The organism is Nocardioides sp. AN3, from assembly GCF_054653495.1.
This window is the reverse complement of the sequence record NZ_BAAIGC010000003.1, coordinates 68,062-93,696: the sequence shown is the minus strand read 5'-3', so window position 1 is coordinate 93,696 and position 25,635 is coordinate 68,062. Positions and strand designations below refer to the sequence as shown.

Annotated in this window: 25 protein-coding genes, 1 tRNA gene and 2 pseudogenes; 24 read left to right on the top strand and 4 right to left on the bottom strand. The window is 65.4% G+C overall.

Features of this window, described 5'->3' with window-relative positions; genetic code table 11:
• The first annotated feature begins 62 nt into the window (after window positions 1-62).
• From tmk to ACYQ1K_RS04895, 3 genes are read left to right on the top strand one after another with little or no spacing between them, the layout of a single operon-like run.
• A complete protein-coding gene (gene tmk, locus ACYQ1K_RS04905; RefSeq protein WP_459981693.1) occupies window positions 63-710 on the top strand; it encodes a dTMP kinase in 648 nt (215 codons plus the stop codon).
• Window positions 707-1,891: a DNA polymerase III subunit delta' gene (locus tag ACYQ1K_RS04900; protein WP_459981692.1), complete on the top strand. Its 1,185-nt coding sequence runs from the start codon at window positions 707-709 to the stop codon at window positions 1,889-1,891. Before tmk ends, ACYQ1K_RS04900 begins: the two co-directional genes overlap by 4 nt.
• A complete protein-coding gene (locus ACYQ1K_RS04895; protein ID WP_459981691.1) occupies window positions 1,888-3,447 on the top strand; it encodes an alpha/beta hydrolase in 1,560 nt (519 codons plus the stop codon). The genes ACYQ1K_RS04900 and ACYQ1K_RS04895 overlap by 4 nt, the downstream gene beginning before the upstream one ends.
• A 135-nt stretch (window positions 3,448-3,582) precedes the next feature.
• Here ACYQ1K_RS04895 and ACYQ1K_RS04890 read toward each other — a convergent pair whose 3' ends face one another.
• Window positions 3,583-4,500 (bottom strand): LysR family transcriptional regulator, encoded by a 918-nt coding sequence (locus tag ACYQ1K_RS04890; RefSeq protein ID WP_459981690.1) that lies wholly within the window; start codon window positions 4,498-4,500, stop codon window positions 3,583-3,585.
• Window positions 4,501-4,570: 70 nt separating this feature from the next.
• On the opposite strand from ACYQ1K_RS04890, the gene ACYQ1K_RS04885 reads away from it, so the two are divergent.
• From ACYQ1K_RS04885 to ACYQ1K_RS04870, 4 genes and pseudogenes are all read left to right on the top strand, one after another.
• Window positions 4,571-4,753, top strand: coding sequence for a hypothetical protein (locus tag ACYQ1K_RS04885; RefSeq protein ID WP_459981689.1), 183 nt, complete (start codon window positions 4,571-4,573; stop codon window positions 4,751-4,753).
• A gap of 173 nt (window positions 4,754-4,926) precedes the next feature.
• A tRNA-Thr gene (locus ACYQ1K_RS04880) sits at window positions 4,927-4,999 on the top strand.
• Between the two features lie 549 nt (window positions 5,000-5,548).
• Window positions 5,549-6,022, top strand: coding sequence for a nucleotidyltransferase domain-containing protein (locus ACYQ1K_RS04875; RefSeq protein ID WP_459981688.1), 474 nt, complete (start codon window positions 5,549-5,551; stop codon window positions 6,020-6,022).
• Window positions 6,022-6,327, top strand: a pseudogene (locus ACYQ1K_RS04870) (HepT-like ribonuclease domain-containing protein); the annotation flags it as partial. The gene ACYQ1K_RS04875 and the pseudogene ACYQ1K_RS04870, both read left to right, overlap by 1 nt.
• A 105-nt stretch (window positions 6,328-6,432) precedes the next feature.
• Here ACYQ1K_RS04870 and ACYQ1K_RS04865 read toward each other — a convergent pair.
• Both ACYQ1K_RS04865 and ACYQ1K_RS04860 read right to left on the bottom strand, forming a co-directional pair.
• Window positions 6,433-6,685 (bottom strand): annotated as a pseudogene (locus ACYQ1K_RS04865) (transposase family protein); the annotation flags it as partial.
• 228 nt (window positions 6,686-6,913) lie between these two features.
• Window positions 6,914-7,156: a hypothetical protein gene (locus ACYQ1K_RS04860; RefSeq protein WP_459981687.1), complete on the bottom strand. Its 243-nt coding sequence runs from the start codon at window positions 7,154-7,156 to the stop codon at window positions 6,914-6,916.
• Window positions 7,157-7,433: 277 nt separating this feature from the next.
• Between ACYQ1K_RS04860 and ACYQ1K_RS04855 the strand changes: the two genes are divergently transcribed.
• The 15 genes from ACYQ1K_RS04855 (at window position 7,434) to ACYQ1K_RS04785 (ending at window position 22,958) form a co-directional block, all read left to right on the top strand.
• Window positions 7,434-8,912, top strand: coding sequence for a phenylacetate--CoA ligase family protein (locus tag ACYQ1K_RS04855; protein WP_459981686.1), 1,479 nt, complete (start codon window positions 7,434-7,436; stop codon window positions 8,910-8,912).
• Entirely contained in the window at window positions 8,909-9,736 is an 828-nt protein-coding gene (locus ACYQ1K_RS04850) for an enoyl-CoA hydratase/isomerase family protein (RefSeq protein ID WP_459981685.1), read from the top strand. The genes ACYQ1K_RS04855 and ACYQ1K_RS04850 overlap by 4 nt, the downstream gene beginning before the upstream one ends.
• Before the next feature lie 68 nt (window positions 9,737-9,804).
• Window positions 9,805-10,533 (top strand): hypothetical protein, encoded by a 729-nt coding sequence (locus ACYQ1K_RS04845; RefSeq protein WP_459981684.1) that lies wholly within the window; start codon window positions 9,805-9,807, stop codon window positions 10,531-10,533.
• A 136-nt stretch (window positions 10,534-10,669) separates the two neighbouring features.
• Window positions 10,670-11,749 carry an LLM class flavin-dependent oxidoreductase gene (locus tag ACYQ1K_RS04840; RefSeq protein ID WP_459981683.1) on the top strand — a complete coding sequence of 360 codons (1,080 nt, stop codon included), beginning with the start codon at window positions 10,670-10,672 and terminating at the stop codon, window positions 11,747-11,749.
• Window positions 11,750-11,804: 55 nt separating this feature from the next.
• Window positions 11,805-12,326, top strand: coding sequence for a 3,4-dihydroxy-2-butanone-4-phosphate synthase (locus ACYQ1K_RS04835; RefSeq protein ID WP_459981682.1), 522 nt, complete (start codon window positions 11,805-11,807; stop codon window positions 12,324-12,326).
• Complete coding sequence (locus tag ACYQ1K_RS04830; protein WP_459981681.1) at window positions 12,323-12,838, top strand: flavin reductase family protein; 516 nt, start codon at window positions 12,323-12,325, stop codon at window positions 12,836-12,838. Before ACYQ1K_RS04835 ends, ACYQ1K_RS04830 begins: the two co-directional genes overlap by 4 nt.
• 11 nt (window positions 12,839-12,849) lie before the next feature.
• Complete coding sequence (locus tag ACYQ1K_RS04825; RefSeq protein WP_459981680.1) at window positions 12,850-13,344, top strand: VOC family protein; 495 nt, start codon at window positions 12,850-12,852, stop codon at window positions 13,342-13,344.
• A 2-nt stretch (window positions 13,345-13,346) separates the two neighbouring features.
• Window positions 13,347-14,189, top strand: a complete 843-nt coding sequence (locus ACYQ1K_RS04820; protein WP_459981679.1) for a fumarylacetoacetate hydrolase family protein — start codon at window positions 13,347-13,349, stop codon at window positions 14,187-14,189.
• Between the two features lie 58 nt (window positions 14,190-14,247).
• Window positions 14,248-15,333, top strand: a complete 1,086-nt coding sequence (locus tag ACYQ1K_RS04815; RefSeq protein ID WP_459981678.1) for an alcohol dehydrogenase catalytic domain-containing protein — start codon at window positions 14,248-14,250, stop codon at window positions 15,331-15,333.
• Between the two features lie 17 nt (window positions 15,334-15,350).
• Complete coding sequence (locus tag ACYQ1K_RS04810) at window positions 15,351-16,373, top strand: hypothetical protein (RefSeq protein WP_459981677.1); 1,023 nt, start codon at window positions 15,351-15,353, stop codon at window positions 16,371-16,373.
• 185 nt (window positions 16,374-16,558) lie between these two features.
• Entirely contained in the window at window positions 16,559-17,350 is a 792-nt protein-coding gene (locus ACYQ1K_RS04805; protein ID WP_459981906.1) for an IclR family transcriptional regulator, read from the top strand.
• A gap of 557 nt (window positions 17,351-17,907) precedes the next feature.
• Window positions 17,908-19,758, top strand: a complete 1,851-nt coding sequence (ilvD, locus tag ACYQ1K_RS04800; RefSeq protein WP_459981676.1) for a dihydroxy-acid dehydratase — start codon at window positions 17,908-17,910, stop codon at window positions 19,756-19,758.
• A 239-nt stretch (window positions 19,759-19,997) separates the two neighbouring features.
• Window positions 19,998-21,227, top strand: a complete 1,230-nt coding sequence (locus tag ACYQ1K_RS04795) for a thiamine pyrophosphate-dependent enzyme (protein ID WP_459981675.1) — start codon at window positions 19,998-20,000, stop codon at window positions 21,225-21,227.
• Between the two features lie 264 nt (window positions 21,228-21,491).
• A complete protein-coding gene (locus tag ACYQ1K_RS04790; RefSeq protein WP_459981674.1) occupies window positions 21,492-22,349 on the top strand; it encodes an alpha/beta hydrolase fold domain-containing protein in 858 nt (285 codons plus the stop codon).
• A gap of 105 nt (window positions 22,350-22,454) precedes the next feature.
• Complete coding sequence (locus ACYQ1K_RS04785; protein WP_459981673.1) at window positions 22,455-22,958, top strand: SRPBCC domain-containing protein; 504 nt, start codon at window positions 22,455-22,457, stop codon at window positions 22,956-22,958.
• Between the two features lie 170 nt (window positions 22,959-23,128).
• Here ACYQ1K_RS04785 and ACYQ1K_RS04780 read toward each other — a convergent pair whose 3' ends face one another.
• Complete coding sequence (locus ACYQ1K_RS04780; protein ID WP_459981672.1) at window positions 23,129-23,863, bottom strand: IclR family transcriptional regulator; 735 nt, start codon at window positions 23,861-23,863, stop codon at window positions 23,129-23,131.
• Between the two features lie 660 nt (window positions 23,864-24,523).
• Here ACYQ1K_RS04780 and ACYQ1K_RS04775 point away from each other — a divergent pair.
• Window positions 24,524-24,814, top strand: coding sequence for a Dabb family protein (locus tag ACYQ1K_RS04775; RefSeq protein WP_459981671.1), 291 nt, complete (start codon window positions 24,524-24,526; stop codon window positions 24,812-24,814).
• Window positions 24,815-24,862: 48 nt separating this feature from the next.
• Window positions 24,863-25,504, top strand: a complete 642-nt coding sequence (locus ACYQ1K_RS04770; protein WP_459981670.1) for an NADPH-dependent FMN reductase — start codon at window positions 24,863-24,865, stop codon at window positions 25,502-25,504.
• Window positions 25,505-25,635 lie beyond the last annotated feature (131 nt).

Below are 25,635 nucleotides of genomic sequence, written 5' to 3'. Positions count from 1 at the left end.
GTCGTCATCCCCAGGGGTGTGGCGCAGAGGGCGTTGTCCATGCCACCACGTAGGTTGGCCGCGTGAGCTTCCCCGGGGTCTTCGCCGAGCGCGGCGTCTTCGTGTGCTTCGAGGGCGGCGAGGGGTCCGGCAAGTCGACCCAGTCGCGGCTGTTGCGCGACGCGCTGACGGCCGAGGGCTACTCGGTGCTCCTCACCTTCGAGCCCGGGGACACCGTGGTCGGGCGGGAGCTGCGGCGCATCGTGCTGAGCCCCGAGACCGGGCAGCTGGACGACAAGACCGAGGCGCTGATCTACGCCGCCGACAAGGCCGAGCATGTCGAGACCGTGGTGCTGCCGGCACTCGCGCGCGGCCAGGTCGTCGTCACGGATCGCTACGTCGACTCCACGCTCGCCTACCAGGGAGCCGGTCGATCCCTGGCGGTCGCAGAGGTCGAGCAGGTCGCCCGCTGGGCGACCGGAGACCTGCGTCCCCATCTGACCGTGGTCCTCGACCTCGAGCCGTCCGCGGGGCTGGGTCGCTTCGAGGGCCGGGACCGGATCGAGGGGGAGTCGCTGGAGTTCCACGAGCGCGTCCGGGAGGCGTTCGTCGCGATGGCGAAGGCCGACCCCGACCACTACCTCGTGCTCGACGCACGAGCACCGGTGGAGGAGATCGCCAAGGCGATCCGCGAGCGCCTCTCGCCCCTGCTCGAGCAGGCCTCGCGATGAGCACCCTGCCCCACGTCGCGCCCTCCGGCACCGCAGGTGCCGTGTGGAACACCCTCGTCGGCCAACGTCGGTCGATCGAGGTGCTCCGCGCGGCGGCAGCCGGTCGGGGCATGACCCATGCGTGGCTGTTCACCGGTCCGCCGGGGTCAGGCCGGTCCAACGCGGCGGTCGCCTTCGCGGCGGCGCTGCAATGCCCGGAGGGCGGCTGCGGCGTGTGCCACGAGTGCCACACCGTGCTGGCCGGAAGTCACGCCGACGTGAGCGTCGTGCGCACCGAGAAGCTCTCCATCGGCGTCGACGAGGTGCGCGACCTGGTCCGTCGCTCGGCGCTCGCGCCGGTCGGCCGCCGCTGGCAGGTGATGATCGTCGAGGACGCCGACCGCCTCACCGAGCAGGCCAACAACGCGCTGCTCAAGGCGATCGAGGAGCCGACTCCGCACACCGTGTGGATCCTGTGTGCGCCGACGGTCGAGGACCTGCTGCCGACCATCAGGTCCCGTTGCCGGCTGGTCACCCTGTCGACGCCGACGACCGAGGAGGTCGCGGGCTTCCTCCGGGCTCGCGACGGCGTGGGCGAGGCACTGGCGATGTCCGCCGCCCGCGCCAGCCAGGGTCACATCGGCCGTGCTCGAGCGCTGGCGCGAGACGAGGCCACCCGCAACCGCCGCCGAGACGTCGTGAGCATCCCGACGAAGCTGACCAGTCTCGGTGCCTGCATGCGTGCTGCGGAGGGCCTGGTCGAGGTCGCGAAGGCCGAGGCGGAGGCCATCACCAGTGAGCTCGACGCCCGGGAGAAGACGGACCTCGACGCGGCGTACGGCGTGGTCGAGCGCGGCCGTCGCCCCCGGGAGTATGGTCCGGCGCTCAAGCGGCTCGAGGACTCCCAGAGGACCCGTGCCAAGCGGCGCGTGCTCGACGTGGTCGACCGCGGCCTCATGGACCTCGTCAGCGTCTACCGCGACGCCATCGCGCTGGCCAGCGGCGCTCCTGGTGCGCTGGTCAACGAGGACATGCGCCGGGACATCCAGGGGATCGTCCGCAGCTCGACGCCGGAGCTGAACGTGCAGCGCATCGCCGCGGTGTTCGAGGCGCGGGAGCAGATGCTCGAGTTCAACGTCCAGCCCGCGCTCGCGCTCGAGTCGATGATGATCGCGCTTCGGTCCTCCGACGAGGCGCTGTGAATCGCCTCGTCGCACTGCTGCTCGCGCTTGCCTTGGTGCTCGGCGGTGGAGGGCTGGTCGCGCTCACGCTGCTGCGGTCCGACCACGGCTCGGCCACCTCCTCACCGCCGGTCGGATCGGCACCGCCGACCCAGACCGCGCAGACCGGCGCTCGAGAGGCGCCCGACGCCGCTCTGCAGCCCTTCTACGACCAGCACCTCGACTGGACGAAGTGCCGCAAGTCGTTCTGGTGCGCGACGCTCGAGGTGCCGCTCGACTACGCGCATCCCTCCGGTGAGAAGATCCGGCTCGCGCTCCTCTCCGCACCGGCGACCGGCAAGCGGATCGGCGCGATGGTCGTCAACCCGGGTGGCCCCGGCGCGCCGGGGACGGACTACGCCGAGGCGAGCTCCCGCGCCTTCCGTGCTCCGCTTCGCGCGCACTACGACATCGTCGGCTTCGACCCGCGCGGCACGGGAGCCAGCGACCCGGTCGACTGCCTGAGCGACAAAGACCTGACCGCGTTCCTCGCGGCCGACCCCGATCCCGACACCCCGCAGGAGGAGTCGGGCTTCTTCACCGCGGCCCACCAGATGGGCGCCGGCTGCGCGAAGCGGTCCGGCGAGATCGCCGCGCATGTGTCCACCGCCGAGGCGGCCCGCGACATGGACGTGCTCCGGGCGGCGCTCGGGGAGGCCAAGATGACGTACTTCGGCGCGTCGTACGGCACCAAGCTGGGGGCGACGTACGCCGACCTCTTCCCCACCCGCGTCGGGCGCTTCGTGCTGGACGGCGCTCTCGATCCCGCGCTCCCGGCCCGCGAGCTGAACCTCGAGCAGGCCCACGGCTTCGAGACCGCGCTGCGTGCCTATGTCGCGAACTGCACGAAGTCGCCGGGCTGCTTCCTCGGCTCCACGGTCGATGAGGGCACCGGCCGGATCCGGTCGTTCTTCTCCCAGCTCGACAGCAGGCCGCTCCCCACCAAGGACGGGCGTGAGCTGACCGAGGGGGACGCGTTCCTGGGCCTGGCGCTGCCGCTCTACTCCCGGGACTACTGGCTCCTGCTCAGCACCGCCCTCAAGTCGGCCTTCGCCGGTGACGGCACTGCGGTGATGCTGCTGGCGGACGCCTACGCCGAGCGCACCGGTGACACCTACGACAACAACTCCGCCGAGGCGATCTACGCCATCAACTGCCTGGACGACCCGTGGGCGCGGCGTACGCCGGCCGAGGTGAAGGCCGACATCCCCGCCTTCGAGACGGCCTCGCCGACCTTCGGCCGGGCCTTCGCGTGGATGGGCGCGTCGTGCTCGGGGCTGGAGGAGCCGACGACATCGAAGCCCCATGCGGTGCACGCGAAGGGCGCGGCTCCCATCGTCGTCACCGGCACCACCCGCGACCCCGCCACTCCACTGCAGTGGGCGAAGAACCTCGCCTCCGAGCTGGACTCCGGCGTGCTCATCACCCGCGACGGCGACGGCCACACTGCGTACAACTCCGGCAACGCCTGCGTCGACTCCGCTCTCGAGGACTATCTGATCGACGGCAAGGTGCCGCGCAACGGGCTGGCGTGCTGATGTGAAGTGCTGAATCGCCGCGGCGCCGGTCTTGCCTGGACGAAGTGAGCGAGGGAGGAACGACCGAGCGGAGCGGAGGAAGGCGAGACCTGGCGGGCGTCGCGGCCCACGCCAAAGCGAAGCGGAGGCGCAAGACTACAGAGCCTCGGCGACCTCCTGCATGCGTGCGGTCGCGAGCTCGATCATCAGCTGCGCGGCCGGGGAGAGGGTCGCGTCGGCGCGGTGCACGATCGCGAAGGTGTCATAGAGCTTCGGTCGAAGTGAGACCCAGCCGGCGTGTGGTGCCAGCCGCGGCAGGAGCTGCTCGGCGGCACCTCGGGGCACGACGGAGTCGGCCAGTCCCATGCCGACCAGCTCAACAGCCGTCTCGACGTCCTCCACCTCGACCCGGGTGGTCGGGTTGCGACCGCCCTCATGGAGCATCCGCCGGAGGAGGGTGCGGATCGAGTCGACTTGACGCCAGGTGGTCTCGGGCATGACCAGCGAGGCAAGCGAGAGTCGGTGCGCGGTCACGGGCGCCGCCAGGTGGGCAGGGTCGGCGCTGATGTAGACCAGCTCGTCGCGGGCCACCGGCGTCACCGTCATGCCCTCGCTCTCGAGATTCGCGACGGCGATCATCGCCACCTCGAGCCGGCCTCGACGCAGGTCCTCGTGCACCGCGATGGAGTTCTGCCCGATGAGCTCGACCCGCACGCCGGGATAGCGCGCGAGGACGTCGGCGACCAGCTGAGCGCCGAAGTAGAGCCGCGCGGAGCCGAACATCCCGAACCTGATCGTGCCGGCCTCGAACTGCTTCACGCTCTGGACGGCGCGTCGCGCGTCGTTGGCCGCCGCGAGCGTCCGCTCGGCGTGTGGGCGCAGCTCGTCGGCGACGGTGGTGGCAACGACGCCCCTCCCTACCCGTCGGAACAGCTGGACGCCCAGGGTCTTCTCCAGGCTGCGGATCTGCTCGGAGACCGACGGCTGGGCGTAGCCGAGCTCATCGGCCGCCGCGGTGAGCGAGCCGAGCTCGTACGTCGCCAGGAAGCAGCGGAACTGATGCAGCGAAAGCATAGGTCAACCCTATGCCTGGCCTCGGAAAGAGAGGCTACCTCTATGAGTTGAGCTCGTTGAGAATTGAAGCATGTTCGCGCACCACTGCTCCGCCTGCGAGGCGACCTACCTCATCTTCGAGAGCCAGCTGATCTCCATGACCAACACGTCGAGTGGCATCGAGCTTCGCTTCGCCTGCTGGTGCGGTGCCGAGCAGACCACGATCACGGGCCGCCTCGCCGGCCGCCGTACGGCCGACGCCGTCGCCGCCTGACCCTCCCGTTCCCGCTGCTGGTCGGCTCGAACGGTGGGCGTCGACGTCACGTCGCCTGCCGGGTGCGCCGCTCGTTCGACGCGCTCGTGCCTCCCGACGGCCCCGCCGGTTTCGTCGCCCGGCGGGGTCGTCGGTATGCTTCCCGCGTTGCCCGGTCACCGGCCGGTAAGCACGCCGCCTTAGCTCAGTCGGTAGAGCAACTCACTCGTAATGAGTAGGTCGTCAGTTCGATTCTGACAGGCGGCTCCGGAAAACCGCGCTTGACCTGCGGAAACGCAGGAAGAGGGCGCTTTGATTCGCACGTCGGAATGCACCTGATTGCACCGGAACGGCCGAAAGTCCCAACACTGTCCCACTTTTCCCGTCCGTGCACGTCGGTGCGGGGCGATGCAGGTGTCGTGGCACGAAGGCACCACCGATCTCGTCGCGATGACGGTGGACCAGGTTCTCGCGCTCCTATTCGGTTGAGGTTGTGAGCGGTCGCTGTGGCAAGGGTGGCCAGACACGCTGCTGCCCGCTCCCCAGAGGACAGCACTTGCCGTTGGTCACTTGTCGTGAGCCCCCACGGTCACGCCATACGCGAGCACCCGCGCAGCGAGAAACCTGTGTCGACCGACCCGGGCTACCGAGGAGTGCGGGCGCAGGCAGCTGCACCGTCGGGCGCCTGGTCTCAGTGGCGGGCACGGACCAGCGCGTCCGCTAATCCATCACAGGGGCCAGCTGAGGGGCAGTAGTTGATTGCTGTACTGACCGTCTGTCCGGTTTGGCCCGGGGTATGCGCGATAAGGTGTCCTTATGACGCTGCTGGCCGAGTATCGCGATGCGCGGCGCGATGAGGAGGTCGCGCGGCTGCGTCGTGTGCTCGCGTTGCGCGCGATGGTGGCGACGGGCATGTCGCAGCGTCAGATCGCTGCCTCGGTCGGCATCACGCAGCCGGCCGTCAGCCAGCAGCTCAAGTTCGCGAGTGAGCTGGCGAGCGTGCATCCCGAGCTGCTGCTCGATGCAGCGGCTCCGATCCTCAAGGCCCTTGCTGGCGAGCGCGGCTACACGCGAATCGCGGTCTTCGGATCCGTGGGGCGTCGGCAAGCGCGGGCGGACTCTGACATCGACCTGCTGGTCGAGCCGGCCGCCGGCACGTCGTCGTTCGAGTTCGTCGCCTTCAAGCATTTGATCGAGGACGTGCTCGGCCGCGAGGTCGACCTGATCTCGTACGGCAGCCTGACGCCGAAGCTTGATGACGACATCCGTCGCGAGGCGGTGCTCCTGTGATGGATCGCAAGGTCGCGAAGGAGTTGCTGCACATCCAGGGTTGGCTCGATCGGGTCGACGAAGTCGTCGACCGTGGGGAGAGGGCCTATCTTGCGGATGCGTTGATTCAAGAGGCCGGCGACTCGCTGATGATGAAGATCGGGGAGGCTGCGAACCGACTCGCGAAGATGGAGGTCCTCGAGCCGGATGGGGTGCTTTGGGCGCTGGCCGTTGCCAACCGCAACTTCCTGACCCACCAGTACGACCAGATCAACCGCTCGCTGACGTGGTTCACCCTTGCCCGAGACCTTCCGGCATGGAGGGAGTCGCTTCGCGCGTTGGTCGCGGAGGCGGTAGCAACGATCGACGAAGCCGAGCAACGCTGGTTCGAGCGCCCTCCGCGAACCCCCCAGGAACAACAGGAGCCGGCCGCACTCCACCCGCGGCGTGTCAGCCTCGAGCACCGTCATCGTGGTGCCCAGATCCAGCGAACGCCACCGGCGACGGCCAGGGCCGGCGTCGTAGCCAGGACACCGGTCGCGACACAGCCCGCACCGGCCACGCTGCCGGCTGTTGGGCCGCACGTGAACGACCACGACCTCCGCGTCCTCGTCGAACTCGACCCGCTCAAATGACCGTCTGCTCGACCCCGAGCAGACCTCGCCATGGGCTGACATCACGCACGCCGCTCTCCTGTGCACCTGGTTCCTGTTCCTAGACAGCTCAGAAACCTAGACAGGAAGCGGCGTGCGGCTCGTTCAGGCTCGCCCAACCACCCACAGGTACGTCACAAGAGCCACTTTTCCCGCGGTTCGCGTCGGCGCAGAGGCGTCGCCTGACCGCACGGTGAGGCCGCCGCTCAGTGTCATGAGCGACGGCCTCGGGGCCTGTTTCTGGCGGCCGTTGACGCGGCTAGCACGGCTCGACGATCGAAAGCGCGCCGAAGAACTGGTCAAGGACATGCCGCACGTCGGGAGCGATGGTGCGGTGGGCAACGTAGTGCTGGAAGGTCACGCTCGGGTCGGTGTGTCCGAGCTGCCAGCGGTCCGCATCGAGGGACACCTCGTGGGCAATCCGGCCGGCACAGAGGTTCCGCCGTGTCCGCTCCAGAAGCCCGTCCGTCGGATCGGTCTCATCGTCGAGGGGTGCCGACACGACACCTGTTCCTCGCACCGCGATTGAAGGCGCCGTGTGCGTTGCGGTCTTCAGGTGCGCGGTGATGGGTCGACCTAGCCGGCGTTCGTCTAGGAACGCGACGACATCCCGCCAAGCGGCGAGGCTCGGTGAGAAATTCTAGTAGTAAGAATCAATGATGCGCTTGACAGAATTGTCCCACCTGCACACGATGTACGGGCGAGGCCGAGAGAAGGGTCGATCGCCGGTCGTCGCGGAGAGGCGCGCCGCCGCACATTCATGGGATGGAGAGCCACTGATGACAACCAGTACCGGAGAGATCCCGGACCTTCCTGCGACCGGGTTGCCGCTGTACCGCGACTTGATCGACTACGACGCGCTCTACCGCAGGTTCCCTCTTCCTGACGTCTGGGCGTCAACCGTCTTCAAGTGGCCGGCCGAGCGGGTGCGAGAGCTCCAGAACCAGCGCTTCCTCGAACTGATGAACGACGTCGCGGGCAACCCCTTCTACGAGCGGCTCTGGCGTTCAGTCGGAGTGTCAGCAGCCGACATTCGAAGCCTCGACGACATCGGCAAGCTCCCGACGTTCTCGTCCGAAGACATCAAGAACAGCCAGCAGCAGTACCCGCCCTTCGGCGACATCCACAACATCTCCCAGGCGGACCTCGTTCGCTCGCCGGTCAAGATCCAAACGAGCGGCGGAACCACCGGGAAGCCACGTCCGACGCTGTACGGCCCGGCTGAGTGGGAACTCAATGGCCTGACGTGCGCACGCGGCCTCTATCTCGCAGGTGGGGGACCCGGTGACATCCTCCAGATCCCGGCAACACTCAGCCTGGCGAATCTCGGGTGGGGCTTCTATCAGGCCGCCCACCACTACCTCGGTATCAGCCCTCTCACGACCGGCAGCGGCGTCGTCACGAACTCGCGCAAGCAGATGGAGACGGCCTTCGACTACGGAACGAACCTCTGGGTGTCGTTCCCCGAGTACCTGCTCCACCTTGCAAAGACCGCCCGGGAAGAGCTTGGGCGCGATCCCCACGACTTGAAGACGAAGGCGATCCTGTCCTTCCTCGGCCCTGACACTGACAACCTCCTCCGGCAGAGTCTCGAGGAGGCCTGGGGATGCCCGGTGCTCGACATCTACGGCACCCACGAGATGGGGCTGGGGGCGTTCGAGGGGCCCGAGCAGGATGGGCTCTATCTGATGGAGGACACCATCTACGTCGAGGTATGCGACGTGGACACCGGCGAACCCGTTCCGAACGGAGAGGTCGGGAACCTCGTGGTGACGATGCTCCACCGCCGGCTCCCACCGATGATCCGCTTCAACACCTGCGACCTCGGTCGGATCGTCTCCGATCAGCCGTCCGTTCTCGGCAGCTCCTACCGTCGGATGGACAAGTTCCTCGGGCGTAGCGACGACATGGTGAAGCTCCGCGGTGTGAACCTCTACCCGATGGCATGCCTGACTGCGGTTCGTAGCGACGAGCGCACGTCGGGTGAGTGGGTGTGCATCCTCGAGCGGGGCGAGGCCGGCGGCGCCCCGCGCGACGAGATGACAGTGAAGGTCGAACTGCTCCCCGGGGTCCGGGACCTGACCGGGCTGAAGGACCACCTGGCCAAGAGGCTCAAGGAAGACCTCGGAGTGAAGGTCGACGTCGAGCTTGTGCAGAACGGCGAGATCGATGATCTCGCCAACCTGCGCCGCGAAGGCAAGCCGAAGCGGCTGATCGACATGCGCGACCTCTCTGGGGCAGGACGTGACCGCCGATGACGGAGTCTCTGACGACCCCCGATCGGTACGCCCGATACCAGCATCTCCTCGTCGACATGCCGTTCGCCCGGGTGCTTCGGATCCGCATGAACAATCCCGGGAAGCTCAACTCGATCACCATGCCGGCGCACGGCGAGCTCGTCGACATCTGGCGAGATATCGACAGTGACCCCGAGGTGTCGGCCGTCATCTTGACCGGCGAAGGCAAGGCATTCTCGGCCGGCGGCGACTTCACGATGGTGCAGGCAGTCATCGACGACTTCCAGACACGAGCTCAGGTCTGGAAGGAGACGAGGGATCTCGTCTACAACATCATCAACTGTTCCAAGCCGGTTGTGAGTGCAATCCGAGGCCCGGCGGCAGGCGCAGGTCTGGTCTGCGGGCTCCTCGCGGACGTGTCGATCGTTGCCAGCGATGCCGTGATTGTTGACGGCCACACTCGGCTGGGTGTGGCGGCCGGAGACCACGCTGCGATGGTGTGGCCACTCCTGTGCGGTATGGCGAAGGCGAAGTACTACCTGCTGACGTGCGACAGGCTCACCGGGGCCGAAGCCGAGCGAATCGGCCTGGTGTCTATCGCAGTCGACGACGCTGACCTCGATGCCAAGGCAGCCGATGTCGCAGTCCGGCTCGCGAGCGGAGCGCAGTCGGCCATCCGTTGGACGAAGTACGCGCTGAACAACTGGCTGCGTCAGGCCGGGCCCACGTTCGATGCATCGCTGGGCCTCGAGATGATGGGGTTCGGTGGCCCCGAGGTTCGAGAGGGCCTCGCGTCCCATCTTGAGCGCAGGCCTCCAGCGTTTCCCCCGGAGTGCCCACTTTGATCTCTCCGGTCACTGTCGTCGCACGCAACTTTGCGACCGGATCTGCGAACAAGGTTCACGACGGCGCGGTGGCCCGACAGCTCGGCTACTCGGGAGCGCTCGTTCCTGGCGTCGAGCTGTTCGAGCACCTTGCTCGCGTACCACTGGCGCACTTCGGACCCGACTGGTTCGAACGCGGAGAACTGTCTGCTCGATTCCGTAGGCCCGTGTATGAAGGCGCGCCCGTGGTCGTCACAGCGCTCGAGCGTGGAGACCGGCTCGAGCTGTCTGCCGAGGTGGATGGGGTGCAGTGCGTCGAGGGAGTGGCATCGCTCCCCGCGCAAGACTCCTCGCCGCCGGCGGGCCTTCAGCCGGTGCCGCCGCCACCCCCAGGACTCCTCCCGCCGGCGGATGAGGAATCGCTGGCTCCGGGCGTCCGACTCTCGATCGGGCCACGCCAGATCTCTCGGGCCGATTCCGCTGCCTATCTGGCGGCGGTCGATGAGGGCGACTCGTTGTATGCGGAGCACGGAATCGTCCCGCCAGGGCTACTGCTCCGTCTGTGCCATCGCCTGGTCGACGAGAACGTGGTCCTGGGGCCCTGGATCCACACGTGGAGCCGTCTCAGAAGTCTCGCACCGGCTCGCGTCGACTCGCGCTTCACCGCACTAGCGACTGTGAAGCGCAACGAGGTCCGGAAGGGACACCACTACGTAGAGCTGGACGCCTTCCTGGTTGCGAACGGCGAGCCGGTTGCAGCAGTCGCCCACGAGGCGATCTACCGCTTGCGCTCAGCGGAACGATCCGACGGCCAGTAACGCCTATTCTGATGAGCAGAATCGAAGGTGTGCTTGACAGAATATAATCGGAGTGGAATTCTCGGTTCAGAGACGGCGAGGGACATGGAACTCGCGTCGACACACACGTCGCGCAGTAGATAGATAGGTGGTTTCTGTGGAGTACTACGGATTTGTTGTCGGTGAGGAAGAGCCGGGAGTTGCCCACTCGGAGACCTACAAGCACATGCTGGATCTGGCGTCCGTCGCTGAAGAGGGCGGCATGGATGGCTGGTTCTTTGCCGAGCACCATGGGGATGGGTACCTCTCGACCACGCCCTCCCCGAACCTCTTGATCGCTGCCGCGAGTCAGACGACGTCGAGCCTGCGACTCGGCGTCATGGTCTCCGTGCTCCCGTACCACCATCCGCTGCGAGCTGCCGAGGAAATCCGCATGCTCGACCAGCTCACGAACGGCCGGCTTGAGGTTGGACTGGGTCGTGGCGCCATTCGGCACGAGCAGCAGGCCTACGGCGTGGAGCGGCAGACGACTTCAGAGCAGTTCGATGCTTCACTCGACGTGCTCATCGAGCTCCTGACGACTGACAGCGCGACCTTCTCGTCGCAGTGGTGGAGCGGCTCGATCGAGAAGATGACGCCGGCGGCCGTTCAGCGCCCGTACCCGCCCCTGTGGGCCGCGGCAGTCAGCCCGAACTCGATCACTCGCGCTGCCCGTACTGGTTCTCACGCGGCGACCACGCTGCTTCCGCTCGACCTCGCAGTCGTGTACCGGTCCGAGTATCACGAGGCGTGGAACGCGGTCCGTCCCGACGAGCCGGTCGGCAAGTTCTCCCACGGGGTGACCATCGCCATCGCCGAGACCCGCAAGGAGGCCGAGCAGAACGCACGAGAGCTCTTGGAGGCCAGGTCGGCCCACTTCCTCAAGCAGATCTCCGACCGGCCCAAGACCGACGACAAGGCCTACGCCCACCACGAGCGAGGCTGGCGCGACTACGTCGACTCGTCGTTCACGCAGCTCGTTGATCGAGGGTGCCTCATCTTCGGGTCGGTCGACGACGCCATCGAGCAGACCAGCCAGATCGTCGAGTCGGGCATCGAGATGCTCACGGTCGTTCCGCAGTTCAGCGGCCTCGACTACTCAGCAGGTCGACGATCGCTCGAGCTGTTCGCCAACGAGGTCATCCCCAAGGCAGATCCGAACCGAGTCGCGATCTCCGCTACGACCGCGAACGCCTGAAGCACCGCACTACTTCCGGGCCCCGGGGCCCTTCCTGTTGACAGTGGAGACCCACATGAAGCAATCCGATCGCGAGCACTCGTCGCGGGCCGATGATGCCGCTACGGATCAGCTTCTGCGCGGCCCAATGGTGCAGGTGGTGGACGGTAAGCATCGCGAGAACGAAGGCGATCTGACCATGGCCGCCGGACACGCGACAGCAGAAGCAATCGCGTTCGTCGTCCACCATCGCACCGGCCTTGTTCGCTCGGCGACGGCGGAGCAGTGCGCTTACAACCCGACATTGCCCTCGATGGTTGCCAAAGGCGACCGGTGTAGATGTCCATGGCACCTGTCCGCCCGGTGCTGTCGGGGCGGCGTGGCCCGTCGGCGTGCGGGACACACCGCGGCCGCCGACGGCCTGGGTCGATTCGCCGCGCCCGCGCCAATAGGTGTCCTGACGGAGCTGGTCCGCGAGGACCACTCCGTGTCTGCCCGCCTGTCGCCGGTCGTGTCGGCGACCCCAGAGAACACCGCCGACGTCGCGTTGCAGTTCGCGAGGGTCGGGCAGACCACCGACAACGTGGAGACCTCATGAGCAGCTCAGTTCAGACGATGCCGACAGAGAAGGAACGCTTCCGGGATGCCATGGCAGCGTTCCCGAGCGGTGTCACCATCGTGACGACCACTGACGCGGATGGGCGGTGGTGGGGCTTCACCGCGACCTCGTTCTGCTCTGTGTCGATGGAGCCACCCCTCGTCCTTGTGTGCCTCGCCCACACGGCTGAGTGCCACCCGGTGTTCGACGCGACAACGCGGTGGATGGTCCACGTGATCCCTCCCGAGCACACTGACCTCGCTATCCGCTTCGCCACGCGGGGTGCCGACAAGTTCGGCGGCTCCGAGTTCGTCGCCTCGGAGAGCGGTCTGCCGGACCTGCCGGATGCAAGCGTCACCCTCGACTGTGACCTCGAGGCGCGGCATGTGGCCGGCGATCACACCATCCTGATCGGCAGAGTTCGAAACACGCGAGTCGGCGACATCGGCCCGGTGACCTACTTCCGCCGCGCATTTCACGCCATTCCCCGTGCCGACGGCACGGGCAACTAGAAGGGAAAGCCATGCCAATCGTGGAGCTGGGTCACACGGGACTGTGGGTGTATGACCTCGACCTGATGCGTGACTTCTATGAGCGAGTCATCGGCCTGACGGTCACTGACGAGGACCCCGAGAAGGGCATCGTGTTCTTCAGCGCCCGACCGGAGGAAGAGCACCACGAGTTCGTTCTCCAGGTGGGCCGTACGGCGGGACTCGGCACCAAGCAACAGCACCAGATCTCATGGCGCGTCGAATCGCTCGACGACATCATCGACTTCCACGGCAAGTTCCGGTCAGAGAACGTGGCCGTCCAGCAGGAAGTCACTCACGGCAATGCCTTCGGCATCTACTTCTTCGACCCCGAGGGAAATCGCAACGAGGTATACCTGAAGATCGACCGCGACGTGCGACAGCCGTTCCGGAAGTCGATCAACCTCGACCAGCCTGTCGACGAGATCTGGGCCGAGGCGGAACGCCTTCTGGCCGAGAGTGGCGACGCTTACCAGCCGGTGGAGTAACGATGCGGTACGCGACGATTGAGCTTCCTGACGGAACGACGCGGCTGTGTCGACTGGAGAACGACACCCTCCAGCCGCTACGTGGGTTCACGGCTCTCGACTCGAACGCCTCGGCGGAGGCCCTGGGCCTCGCAGAGCTCGACGACGTGCCCGGAGTGTCGTTCAATGACGCGCGGTTCGCTCCCGTATGTCGGCCCGAGAAGATCCTGTGTGTTGGGTTGAACTATCGCGCCCATGTGGAGGAGGCCGGCCGCGATATGCCCAGCTATCCAGTTCTCTTTCCCAAGTTCGCCTCGAACCTGGTGGGGCACCAGCAGTCGGTCCAGCTCCCGCCGGAGTCCGCTCAGGTCGACTACGAAGCAGAACTGGCCGTCGTTATCGGAGACACGGCGAGGCGTGTCGGACGCGATAGCGCGATGAAGCACGTCCTCGGCTACACGATCGCGAACGACATCACCATGCGTGACTACCAGTACAAGACGCATCAGTGGATGCAGGGAAAAGCCTGGGACAACTCGACCCCACTTGGCCCGATTCTCGTGACGCCGGACGAGATTGACCCTGCCAACCTCAACGTCGAGATGCGCCTGAACGGCGCGGTCATGCAGTCGTCGAACACCGAGCGGATGATCTTCGACATCCCAACCCTGGTCGCGACCGTCTCCGAATTCACAGAGCTGAATCCTGGCGACGTCATCCTGACCGGTACCCCCTCGGGAGTCGGCTATCGACGCGACCCGCAGGTCTTCCTCTCAGCTGGAGATGTGCTCGAGGTCGAGATCGAAGGCCTCGGTGTACTCAGCAACGACGTTGTCGCCGAGCCTCTCGGGCGGCTCGATCTCTAGGTGCCTTCGAGCGCCGTAACTTAAGTCGGAAGATGTACTCAAAGAGGAGAACTTCGCCATGCTCGCAGCGCGTGCCCACGCCGGCCAGGCCACTTTGGTGCTGGAGGAGATCGATCGTCCCGACGCCGGACCCGGGGAGGTCATCGTCCGTGTGCGAGCGGCGGGACTTGCCCCAGGCCTGTTTCATGTCCTGAAGCACGGCCTGGTGCCTCTTCTGCCTGCTGCTGTCGGGCACGAGATCGCAGGGGATGTCGTCGAGCTCGGCGCCGGGGTCAACGAGCTCGAAGTTGGTCAACGTGTTCGCGTGCACCCGAACCTGACCTGCCGGTCGTGCGAGTACTGTCTGACTGATCGAGAGCAGATGTGCAGCGCCAGTGCGATGATCGGCCATGCCGTCTTCGGCCCGGACGCGATGCCGTTGTACCAGCGCTACCACGCCGGCGGGCTCGCCGAATTCGTCAGAGTGCCGGCCTGGCTAGTCGATCCTCTCCCACCCAACGTCGACTACGACGTGGGGTCGAAGGTCCACGACCTCGCTAACGCGCTACGGGCACTCAAGCTTGCGGACCTCCGGCCCGGTGCGACCTTGGTCGTGACCGCCGCGACTGGTGCCATGGGCCTGGCGACGTTGCGGCTGGCGCCGCTCTTTGGGGTTCGACGTGTGCTCGCCGTGGGGCGATCGAGCGATCGTCTGGAGGCCGTACGTCAGACGGCACCAGGTCTGATCGACGTGGTCGGCCTGGACCAGCTGGACTCGACCTGGGGTGAGTCCGGTGGTCTCACGGCCGCGGTTCGTCAGGCACTCCCGCAAGGAGCTGACGCTGCCATCGACTTTCTGCCGGAAGGACCTGGCTCTGCCCAGGTTCTTGCGGCACTCCGGAACGGAGGAACTCTGGTCCACATGGGCGGTAACCAGGCGCCCATGGGTGCTTTCGCGCCGCTCCTCTTTGCGTGTCATCGGATTGTGGGAACGCGCAATTGCAGCCGAACCGACGCGCAAGCGGTGCTCGCCCTGCTTGGCTCGGGAGTTGTGCGCGCAGACGATCTCATCACGCACACGTATCCCCTGAGCGACGTCAACGACGCGGTTGCATCCCTGCTGGCCCGCAGGGAACCCATCTGGATGGCAACGGTCCACCCGTGACCGTAGGAAGGCACGACATGAACCAGGTAGTGGAGCTCCTTGACCGCTTCGACCGCGCCGCCCCAGTGCGGGCGCTGCAGCGTGATGAGACTCAGCTGTACAAGAAGGCCGTCGCAGGCCCGTTCGGTGACCTCGCGACTGCAACCGAGCTCGTGGAGGTCATCCACGTCGCACCCACCTATACGCCCGGCGAGTTCGTCCCGCCGAAGGTGCTCTTCGAGGCGCCGCGTGCCCGGATCGAATGGCAGCAGATGGACAATCGCCAGCCGCTCTACCACCGCAATCTCGACGTCGACGAGATGTCGTATCAGATCAGCGGCGAGCGGACGCTCATGAGTGAACACGGAACGGTCGAACTCCGTCCCGGAGACTTCGTTCGGCTTCCGGTCGGTGTCTGCCACGACAATTGGGGTCGTGCGGAGTCGCATCTGCTCTGGTACACGCCCGCCGGCGCCACGGAAGAGCAGCCCGCAGACCGAACTGGGCAGGTCCTCATTCCGCCGTTCGAGGGCTGGACTGCCTCGATCGTCAACGAGGGCCTCACCGACTGCTTGGGGGCCCCCGAGCACGTTGTCGTCGCGCAGCGTGCAGATGAGCGTCTGATCCTAGAAGACGCGCACTCGCACAACGACAGGCTGGCCGTCGTCCGGTTGGACCAGGATGGGCCTCGTGACGACGCGCGCCCTACCGAGGCCCGTTGGATCTGGAGTGACGACTTCACTCGCGTCGGAGTGGTCGACTACGGGCGCACCCCTGGCCTCGTCTACGTACGACACAGCGACGCGGATGAGATCCAGTATCAGGTCTCCGGTAACCGTGTGCTGGCCACCCAGCACGGTGTGGTCAACATCAAGCCTGGCGACTTTGTTCGCGTCCCGGTCGGCGTCGCGTTCACCACGATCAGTGATCTCCCCGGGCGATACCTCACGACACTTTCCCTCAATCGGATGCGGCTGAACTGTCCGGCAACACGCGTGGGCGAGCCATGGGACATCCAGGAGGTCGCCAGCGCTCGATCGAAGGTCCTCGAGATGCGGTAGGAGCGCCCGCAGCTGCCGGCGTCTCAGGGTCGACTGCCGATTTTCAAACGAGACCGTCCCGGAACGTCCCACTGTGCTCAACCGTCATGCTTTGAGGTGTGGTCGCTACCAGGCGCGAGCCGACTTCGAGATACGCTCGGAGCCGTCGGCTGGGAGCGCCGACGCGAGAGACCGACGGAGGACCAATGGCATCGAGGCCCAGCAACGAGACGGGGCCCCAGTACCCGATCGAGTCGGTCGACCGGGCGCTCCGGCTCCTCCTCATGTTTCAGGATCAGCCCAGTATCCGGATCGTCGACGTTGCGAAGGTGCTGGGTGTAGCACCTTCGACGGTCCATCGAACGCTGGCGATGCTTCTTGAGTACGGATTCGTCAAGAAGGACGATGGCAGCCGCGCCTACGTCATGGGCGAGGTGTTGGTGGATCTCGGCATCCGTGCGCTCAGTGGTTGGGACATTTCGGATCGTGTCCGTCCGTTCATGACGGAGGCTGTGGTTCGCCTGCACGAGACCATCGAGCTCGGAGTCCTGCGCGGTCGTGAGGTTCTCTTCATCGCCGAGGTCGAAGGTGAACAAATGGTCCACGTCCGCAGTTCGCTCGGCAGGCGCGTCCCGGCATTTAGTTCGTCGATCGGTCGGGTACACCTCGCGGAGTACACCGCGCCCCAGTTGGGGTCGCTGTATCCCAACAGTCCGATCCGCGACGCAGACTCCGGCAGGTCGATGACCAAGAGCGCATTGGAGAAGACGCTCGCTGAGGTTCGTGAGAAGGGCTACGCGACGAACCGGCCGTTCGACGACGCTGGTTTTCTCTCGATCGCGGTGCCTGTTCGGCGCGGCGGCCGGGTCGTCGCGGGCCTCGGTGTCGCCTTGCCGACCCAGCGCCTCGAGGCCGACTGGGAAGAACGCGCGACAACCGAGTTGACTGAAACGGCCAAGAGGATCGAGCTCTCGTTCGAGGAGGACGACGCGAGCTGACGCTCTGCCCGTGCGATGAGCTGAGTCCCCGGCGGACGCAGTGCTTCGCGAACCACTAGACTCGATCGACCAATAGCCGTCTCGCTTCGGGGCGTGAGAACGCAGTCGACCGACCATTGGTCCCAGGGGCTCGGCCCGACTCTTCCTGCTTGCAATCCCGAGTTGTGTCTCGTTCGCAGTTGCGCGGTCGCCGCACTAGCCCAGCCGCCTGGAGTTCGTGCTGAGGACGAAAGGCGCAAGCTCCCGGACGTGCCTCTGTGACCTGATTGCCGTCGGTGACAGGTGCGGACTGCGCGCCGCCCTCCGGCGTTCGCGCGCCTGACGTGTGCCGGAAGTGGCGAGCCGTTGCCGTCGGGCGAGAAGTAGGGCAGGGCACCTCGAGTTGAACGCGTGGAGCGCGCGCTTGCTGTCGGCAGTGTGCCTGCTGGCCCCGGGATGTCCTGGCGCTCAAATGTACCGGCCCAGCTCGACAGGCCCGCCACTTCCTTGCATTCTTGTCACCAGAATGATTAGTCTGGAAACAAGAAATAGCCGGGTCGACGAGTCGGGAGACAGATATGCCGGGCCTGCGGTCTGACACCACCACTCAGGGACGTAATGCCACCGGTGCTAGGGCACTGTGGCGCGCAACAGGAATGACGGACGACGACTTCGGCAAGCCGATCGTCGCCATCGCGAACTCGTATACGCAGTTCGTGCCCGGTCACGTCCACCTCCGCGACCTCGGCGACATCGTTGCCGAGGGCGTACGTGCGGCAGGGGGCGTTCCGCGCGAGTTTCACACGATCGCTGTCGACGACGGCATTGCGATGGGGCACGCGGGGATGCTGTATTCGCTGCCGTCGCGAGAGATCATCTCCGACGCAGTCGAGTACATGGTCAATGCACACTGCGCCGACGCTCTCGTCTGCATCTCGAACTGCGACAAGATCACGCCCGGCATGCTCAACGCGGCGCTCCGGTTGAACATCCCCGTCGTATTCGTTTCAGGTGGTCCGATGGAGGCCGGCAAGGCTGTAGTCGTCGATGGAGTCGCTCAGGCGCCGACGGACCTGATCACCGCTATCGCAGCATCGGCCAACGAGTCTGTTGACGCAGCAGGGCTGTCGGACATCGAACGATCCGCGTGCCCCACCTGCGGTTCCTGTTCAGGCATGTTCACGGCGAACTCGATGAACTGTCTGACGGAGGCCCTCGGACTCGCTCTGCCGGGGAACGGATCGACGCTGGCCACCCATGCTGCTCGCCGAGAGTTGTTCGAAGCTGCGGGTCGAACCGTCGTTGACCTCGCGAGGCGCTGGTACCAGAGCGACGACGCGTCTGTGCTCCCGCGGAACATCGCAACCCGAGCAGCGTTCTCGAACGCCACCGCACTCGATATGGCGATGGGGGGATCGACGAACACAGTGCTCCATATCCTGGCCGCCGCACAGGAAGGCGAGATCGACTTCACGCTCGACGACATCGATGCGATCAGTCGGCGGGTGCCCTGCCTGTCGAAGGTCTCGCCGAACTCGGATTACCACATGGAGGATGTACACCGCGCCGGCGGCATCCCGGCTCTCCTCGGAGAGCTCTACCGCGCCGACCTTCTCGATACCAACGTCCACAGTGTCCACTCGAGCTCACTCGAAGAGTGGTTGTCCGACTGGGACGTCCGAAGCCAGAGTCCGACTCGCGAGGCGATCGAGCTGTTCCACGCCGCTCCCGGAGGGATCCGGACAACCCAGGCGTTCTCGACTCAGAACCGCTGGTCGAGCCTTGACACGGATGCCGAACATGGGTGCATTCGCGACGTCGCGAACGCCTACACCAAGGACGGAGGCCTGGCCGTCCTCCGCGGAAATCTTGCCGAGCACGGGGCAGTCATCAAGTCTGCTGGCGTCGATGAGGAGCTCTGGACCTTCCGCGGACCGGCCCGTGTCGTCGAGAGCCAAGACGAGGCTGTGTCAGTCATTCTGAGCAAGACGATCCAACCTGGCGAAGTCTTGGTGGTGCGATACGAAGGCCCGGCGGGTGGTCCAGGGATGCAAGAAATGCTGCACCCCACTGCGTTCCTCAAGGGAACTGGAATGGCGCGAGTGTGCGCGCTGATCACTGACGGCCGCTTCTCTGGGGCGACCTCGGGACTGTCTGTTGGTCACGTGTCGCCAGAGGCAGCGAGCGGCGGTGTCATCGCGCTCGTGGAGGACGGCGACGAAGTCGTCATCGATGTCCGCGAGCGCAAGCTGGAGCTCCTGGTGGATGCCAAGGAACTACGTGATCGCCGCGCCAAGATGAACGCACGCGAGAACGCTTGGCAGCCGCGAGAACGCGACCGACCCGTCTCCCGCGCGCTACGCGCCTACGCCCGAATGGCTACCTCGGCGGACAAAGGGGCAGTGCGCGACCCGAACAAACGGGTCTGAAGAACTTGAGCTGCTGACACCCCGGCGGCATCACTGCGTAAAGAGAGGCAAGATTTGTGACGAACTCGGCTATCAGCAGGCAGGCGCCCGACGTCGAGTACGACGTCCTACGGGAGATCGAAGACCGTGTGCTCTGGTTGTCGAGTGGAATCGTCCACCACGCGAACCGCGTCCGTCCGAACCCCTCTGGGCTCAAGGTAGGCGGTCATCAGGCATCCTGCGCATCAATGGTGTCGATCATGACGACCTTGTGGTTCAAGCACCTGCGGCCAGGCGACCGCGTTTCGGTCAAGCCGCATGCGTCGCCAGTCCTGCACTCGATCAACCACCTTCTCGGAACTCTCGAGGCCTCATACCTGACAAGGCTTCGTGAGTTCGGCGGGCTGCAGAGCTACCCGAGTCGGTCAAAGGATCCCGACCCTGTGGACTACTCCACCGGATCCGTGGGGATCGGCGCTACGGCCCCGATCTGGGGCGCGATCTCACGCCGATACGTGAACGGCGTCGTCGACAATGCGGGCTCCGGGCGGCAGTACTCGTTGGTGGGCGACGCGGAGTTGGACGAGGGAGCCGTCTGGGAGGCCGTCCTCGACCCTATGGTCGCGGAGCTGGGTGAAGTCGTCTGGATCGTCGATCTCAACCGGCAGTCCCTCGATCGGGTGGTCCCGAACATTGCCGCCGAGAGGTTGCAGGGAATGTTCTCCGCAGCGGGCTGGCAGGTCCCCACCCTCAAGTACGGCCGCCTTCTCGAGGAACTGTTCGATCGACCGGGCGGCGCCGAGCTTCGAGGTCGGATCGACACCATGCCTAATCCGGAGTATCAGCGGATGCTGCGGTGCACAGCTGAACAGCTCCGAAGTCGCCTCCCGGGGAACGGCCCGCACGCGCCGGCCATCGCACAGCTCATCGCCTCTCTGGACGACTCGACGCTCCTTCGAGCGATCTCGAACCTGGGCGGGCACGACATCGGTGTACTAGACGACGCGTTCCAATCGATCGATGACTCCAGGCCGACCGTCATGTTCGCCTACACCGTCAAGGGCTACGGTTTGGCGTCAAGCGGCCACCCCCAGAACCACTCGTCGCTACTCACCGACGACCAGATGCGGGACCTGTCCGCCCGGCTCGGCACCGACCTGGACGATCCGTGGCGCAAGTTCGCAGAAGGAAGCGACGCCTCCGTCTGGTGCGACGCCATCTCCCAGCTTCTGCGCCGACACGAACCTGAGTTCGAACCTGTCCCTGCCATTCCGACTGACATGGGCCGGACGCCGTCGGGGAATGCCACGACTCAAGCCGCACTGGGCCGAGTGCTCCTCGACTTGACGCGAGCAGCACCGGACGCTGCGAGGCGCGTCGTGACCGTCAGCCCGGACGTCAGCTCCTCCACAAATCTTGGCGGCTGGGTAAACAAGGTCGGGGTGTGGTCGACCCGTGAGAGACACAACGGGTTCGCTGACGACGGTTGACCTATGAGCCCTGTCGACAACCGAGCGCGGATGCCCACCAGGCCTCCTGCCCGCCCCCGATACTGCCGTGGTGGCACTCTGCTCGCTCCCGTACGCGGTGCCACCACGGCAAGCCAACCCTCCCTCCGTCGCAAGACGTCTGATCGGCCCGGTGTCGCTGCGCCTCCAACGGCGGGACGCATCAAGAGCGAGCCACCAATTCACACGATCGCCCTATCAGTCATGTCGGCCTCAGGACGTCGACAGTTCTAGAGGAGACGCAGGATGACCTTAGGAACCCGTGCAGCAGACGCTTCGACGGACAGGGCCGCCATCACGATCACTCGCGATCTTGAGTACGCCAATGCTGGTGAGCACTCGCTTCAGCTCGACCTCTACGTGCCGGAGACGCCGGCAGTTCCCTCACTCGCGATCTACATCCACGGTGGCGGGTTCCGTGTCGGGGACAAGGGCGACGATGCGGGGCACAGGCCGCAGACTGTGGCATCCTTGGGCCTTGCCGTGGCGTCGGTGAACTACCGACTGCGTGACGTCGGACATTTTCCCGATCAGGTCCATGACATCAAGGCGGCCATCCGATGGCTTCGAGGAAATGCGGCGAGCCTGGGTGTCGACGCGTCCCGAATCGGTCTGTGGGGCTCTTCTGCGGGGGCGATCCTCGCAGCGCTGACGGGGCTCACGTCAGGGGACGCAGACCTGGAAGGCGATCTGGGAGATCACTGCGAGATGTCCACCGACGTTCAATGCGTTGTCTTTTGGTCCGGCGCCGCAGACCTGGTCTCCTCGGCGAGCAGAAGCGAGCTTGAGACGAGGCTCAGCCCCGCGACAATCGAAGCGGGCTTCCTCGGGCTGGAGAATGTAGCCGACGACATCGATCTGGCCCGGCAAGCAAGCCCACTCACCCACGTTCGCGGAGACGCTCCCCCCTTCCTCATCGCGCACGGGGACCGCGACCGGTTGGCGATCTATCACGAGTCCGCGGTACTGCACGACGCCCTCACTCGCGCCGGTGCCATGTCAACACTGATCACGTTGGGCGGCGCCGGGCACGAGGACGCGCGGTTCGACGAGCGAGCGAGCCTCGAGATGACCGCAGCATTCCTGCGGTCGCACCTGCAATGACCGAGAAGCCCGCACAGGTGATGCTTGCGGTCTCCGCAAATTGCCGGGACCAGCATCCCGCGTCATCGACAGCGTCTAGATACCCCAACGAGGAGGGAAACTGAAGTGAGCGACAAGGCAACGCAGGTCTACCGAGTCTTCATTCGATCATCAGCCCAAGCAATCTGGGACGCCGTGACACTGCCAGAATGGACCAGCCGATATGGCTACGGCAGCATGGCCAACTACGAGTTGCGTCCTGGCGGCCGGTACTACGTCGAGCCAAACCCGGCGTTTCGAGCTCGCATGCTCGAGGACGGGCACGCCATGGAGGGTGTTATCGCCGACGGCGAGGTGCTGGAGGCTGATGCGCCTCACAGGTTGGTGACGACCTTCCGAATGCCTCTGACCTACGTCGGCGAGGAAGCTGAAACACGGGTCACCCACGAGATCATCGACCTCGGCACCGGTGTCTGCCTCCTGCGCCTCACCCACGAACTCGATGGTGCACCGGAAATCGCGGCCGTCGTCGGGGGAGTCAAGGACGCCCCCAACGCCGGCGGGGGACACGCATGGGTTCTGTGCGACCTCAAGTCGCTCTTGGAGACGGGCGCAGTCATGGCCACCTGAGACTTGGGATCCGGGTCTTCTGTGGCAGCTCTCTCCACGCCAACCCCTCTGAGACAGCCGCAGATCACGCATCCAGTCTCTCGGCTCGTCTCGCCGTCGCGGGGCTCAAGTCACTGGTGGGACGTCGCAGCCGGCGCTGTGGAGGCGGGCGCAAACCGAGCTGCTCACCGTCAGAGGCCGGCCTCCGCCTCAATTCGACGCGCCGCCCGATGAAGCTCGCCTGTCGCGGTGCTCGACCAATCGTCCGTCACTCGCTGCAGCGGGAGGGCGGCGGCCAAGCCGGCCACGACCCGCCCGTTGCGAGAGATCGGAACCGCAATCGAGACGTAGGACGACTCACCGACGCGCACGTTGGTCGCATGTCCGTTAGAACGCACCTCGGCCAGGATCGACTCGTAGTCGCGGCGGCTCATCGTTAGGCCTGTTGCTTCGTCGCGCAGGATGTTGTCTGGATATGCCTCGCGGAATCGATCCGCTGACCAGTCGGCTAGGTGCACCTGGCCCACCGAGGATGGAAAGGCCGAAATGCGGGTGCCGAGCTGGCTTCGCACACGCACAGTCCGGTCAATCTCCACCTCGGCCACGAACAGCACTTGCCGCCCGCGGAGAACACCGAGGGCCACCGTCTCGTTCAGCCGAGCAGCCAACTCGGTCATGGCTGGCCGAGCAAGGTCAGCCGGGTTGCTGCTCCTCGCGCGAATCCCAAGGTCGACAAGGACTTCACCCATCACGTAGGACCGACTCTCGCTGTCCTTACTGACGAACCCGTTCTGCACGAGCATCGCCAGTGCACGGTGAACGGTCGAGTTGGCGACTCCCAGTTCCTTCGCCGCGTCAACGATTCTGAGGTTCGGATGGTCCCGAAACATCAAGAGCAAACGCAGAGCGCGGTCGACAGACTCCACTGGGTATAGGGACGGGATGCCGTCTCCGGGTGCACTCATGCGTTCCTCTGCGGGTTGCTCGAACGTGCCTCCCAGTTCATCCGGGAGGCGACGGGTGGGCGCGGCAGAGTGCGACTGCTGACCTGCAGCGCTCCAGGCCAGCCTACTACAAGATTCTGCACAACAGACGCGCAATATTGCTTGCCAGAACAAGCGTCGCGTGCCAACATGGCGTAATCCTGTCGTCCACGGTCCGGAGTTCGCATGCCCCACAAGTTCGTGCCCACCTCTGGAGCGGCGACTCAGATGCCGCTACCGAAAGGCATCTTGCGACGAACAGGAACCCAGTTGGCGCGAGTCGGTCTCACCTGGCTGGAGGGTCTCATGTGGGTAGGCGATCCGTGGATCGCTCAACAACTCAAACAGGCGCCCCTGTTCCCAGGATTGCGGTCCCGTCTCGACGCCGATGAGCTGCTGCGCGAAGCCGACCAGCTGCTTCGGGACGGGCGCGCATAAGTCGCGTGCAGTCCCTTCGGCATCATTCCCCCTGCCGAAGGGACTGCATCGCCATAGCCCTCGAGGGTTCGCCTCTCAGCGAAGCCCTGTTGACCAAACATTGGCGCTACTTGCTCACCGACGCTTTCCAGCAACGCGCTCAACCTTCTGAAAGGAAGACCAAGAATGACTCAGGTACACATCGCCCTTTTCAAGTGGAAGGACTCGGTGACTGAAGCCGAGATCGACCAGGTTCTGAAGGATCTGTCGGCCCAGGCGGTTCCGGGATCCGTAGAGATCTGGGCGGGAAAGAACGAGTCGCGATTTTCCCAGGGCTACACGCATGTCGCTGTCGTCCGCGGGACGTCCGCGGAGGCGATCGAGGCTTATCGGACACATCCCGACCACGTGCGCCTCGGGCAGACCATGCATGCCATGCAAGCCGGCGGAGTCGGTGCCGACTTCGTCCAAGACTAGAACCCGGATGTCGGACCTGACATCCACTGTCAGTAGAAGGAGAGCACGTTGCTCAAGTTGAAGATCATCATCGGCAGCATCCGAGAAGGGCGAAGCGCAGACCTGGTCGCGCCCTGGGTCATCGACCGCGCGAAGAATCACGGCGCATTCGAGGTGGAGGTCCTTGATCTCGTTGAGTGGAAGCTGCCCCTTTTCGCTGAGACTGTTCAGAGCCTGGGAGACCCGGCGGACCCCTCCTACTCGACCCCGGTCGTCAAGGGCTGGAACGAGCGCATCAAGGACGGCGACGTCTACCTGTTCGTAACGCCCGAGTACAACTACAGCATCCCCGGCGTGCTGAAGAACGCGATCGACACCGTGTGGCGCAGCGATGGGTTCCGGAACAAGCCGGCGGCGACTGTCGGGTACAGCATGGGCGTTGCCGCCGGTGTGCGAGCAGTTCAAGCTCTTGGGCAGATCGCCATCGAGGCCGAGATGGTGCCGTTGCGCAACGCTGTGGTGATCCCCAGTGTCTTGACCGCATTCGACGGTCTCGCGCCCCACGACCCGGTCACGGAGGTCTGTCTTCGGATTGCTCTTGACGACCTTGCTTGGTGGGGTAGCGCTCTCAAGGTGGCCCGAGCGGGTGGTGAGCTGAAGCCTGGAGTGCCGCGTATCCGCGAAGCGATGATGGCGGCAGGAACCCTTTAGTTCTTGTGCCCGCTCCGACGCGAGCGACGAAAGGCCGCTGAGGCTGAACCCGTGCAGTGCACTCCTCAGTGGCCTTTCTGTCGCTGGCTGGGGTTCTTCCCGAGTCGTCGTCGGCACACTTCTAGTAGGAC

Excerpts from the sequence above, each read along its gene's own strand:
- ACYQ1K_RS04900 (WP_459981692.1), top strand. The coding sequence starts at position 707 with ATGAGCACCCTGCCCCACGTCGCGCCCTCCGGCACCGCAGGTGCCGTG.
- ACYQ1K_RS04890 (WP_459981690.1), bottom strand. The coding sequence starts at position 4,500 with ATGCTTTCGCTGCATCAGTTCCGCTGCTTCCTGGCGACGTACGAGCTC.
- ACYQ1K_RS04885 (WP_459981689.1), top strand. The coding sequence starts at position 4,571 with ATGTTCGCGCACCACTGCTCCGCCTGCGAGGCGACCTACCTCATCTTC.
- ACYQ1K_RS04875 (WP_459981688.1), top strand. The coding sequence starts at position 5,549 with ATGACGCTGCTGGCCGAGTATCGCGATGCGCGGCGCGATGAGGAGGTC.
- ACYQ1K_RS04855 (WP_459981686.1), top strand. The coding sequence starts at position 7,434 with ATGACAACCAGTACCGGAGAGATCCCGGACCTTCCTGCGACCGGGTTG.
- ACYQ1K_RS04850 (WP_459981685.1), top strand. The coding sequence starts at position 8,909 with ATGACGGAGTCTCTGACGACCCCCGATCGGTACGCCCGATACCAGCAT.
- ACYQ1K_RS04835 (WP_459981682.1), top strand. The coding sequence starts at position 11,805 with ATGAAGCAATCCGATCGCGAGCACTCGTCGCGGGCCGATGATGCCGCT.
- ACYQ1K_RS04830 (WP_459981681.1), top strand. The coding sequence starts at position 12,323 with ATGAGCAGCTCAGTTCAGACGATGCCGACAGAGAAGGAACGCTTCCGG.
- ACYQ1K_RS04825 (WP_459981680.1), top strand. The coding sequence starts at position 12,850 with ATGCCAATCGTGGAGCTGGGTCACACGGGACTGTGGGTGTATGACCTC.
- ACYQ1K_RS04820 (WP_459981679.1), top strand. The coding sequence starts at position 13,347 with ATGCGGTACGCGACGATTGAGCTTCCTGACGGAACGACGCGGCTGTGT.
- ACYQ1K_RS04815 (WP_459981678.1), top strand. The coding sequence starts at position 14,248 with ATGCTCGCAGCGCGTGCCCACGCCGGCCAGGCCACTTTGGTGCTGGAG.
- ACYQ1K_RS04810 (WP_459981677.1), top strand. The coding sequence starts at position 15,351 with ATGAACCAGGTAGTGGAGCTCCTTGACCGCTTCGACCGCGCCGCCCCA.
- ACYQ1K_RS04805 (WP_459981906.1), top strand. The coding sequence starts at position 16,559 with ATGGCATCGAGGCCCAGCAACGAGACGGGGCCCCAGTACCCGATCGAG.
- ilvD (WP_459981676.1), top strand. The coding sequence starts at position 17,908 with ATGCCGGGCCTGCGGTCTGACACCACCACTCAGGGACGTAATGCCACC.
- ACYQ1K_RS04795 (WP_459981675.1), top strand. The coding sequence starts at position 19,998 with ATGACGACCTTGTGGTTCAAGCACCTGCGGCCAGGCGACCGCGTTTCG.
- ACYQ1K_RS04790 (WP_459981674.1), top strand. The coding sequence starts at position 21,492 with ATGACCTTAGGAACCCGTGCAGCAGACGCTTCGACGGACAGGGCCGCC.
- ACYQ1K_RS04775 (WP_459981671.1), top strand. The coding sequence starts at position 24,524 with ATGACTCAGGTACACATCGCCCTTTTCAAGTGGAAGGACTCGGTGACT.